Source organism: Neobacillus bataviensis (assembly GCF_019969725.1).
In genome coordinates this window covers 1-373 of sequence record NZ_JAHXYW010000071.1, presented here as the reverse complement: position 1 = coordinate 373, position 373 = coordinate 1, and the positions used below count along the sequence as shown (strand labels likewise).

Sequence of the window (373 nt, the reverse complement as noted above, 5' to 3'; positions counted from 1 at the left end):
TCGGCTCCTAGTGCCAAGGCATCCACCGTGCGCCCTTTCTAACTTAACCTAAAAGGTTTTACTCTATTAAATAGAGAGAAAAACTAAAATGGCGATTACTCGGTTTTTACTTGGTTACTTCTTCTATACGATTATCTAGTTTTCAAAGAACGAAATTGGTGGAGCTTAGCGGGATCGAACCGCTGACCTCCTGCGTGCAAAGCAGGCGCTCTCCCAGCTGAGCTAAAGCCCCGTTATGAAGTGGTGGGCCTAAATGGACTCGAACCATCGACCTCACGCTTATCAGGCGTGCGCTCTAACCAGCTGAGCTATAGGCCCTCATAACGAAAGTTATGAAATTAAGTGAAAGAATCAATCTTTCAAAACTAAACAA

General features: G+C 44.5%; 2 tRNA genes. Both read right to left on the bottom strand.

Going from position 1 to position 373, the window contains the following annotated elements:
* Positions 1-156 precede the first annotated feature (156 nt).
* A tRNA-Ala gene (locus tag LC455_RS31200) sits at positions 157-232 on the bottom strand.
* Positions 233-241: 9 nt separating this feature from the next.
* Positions 242-318: transfer RNA gene (locus LC455_RS31195), tRNA-Ile, on the bottom strand.
* Positions 319-373: the final 55 nt, after the last annotated feature.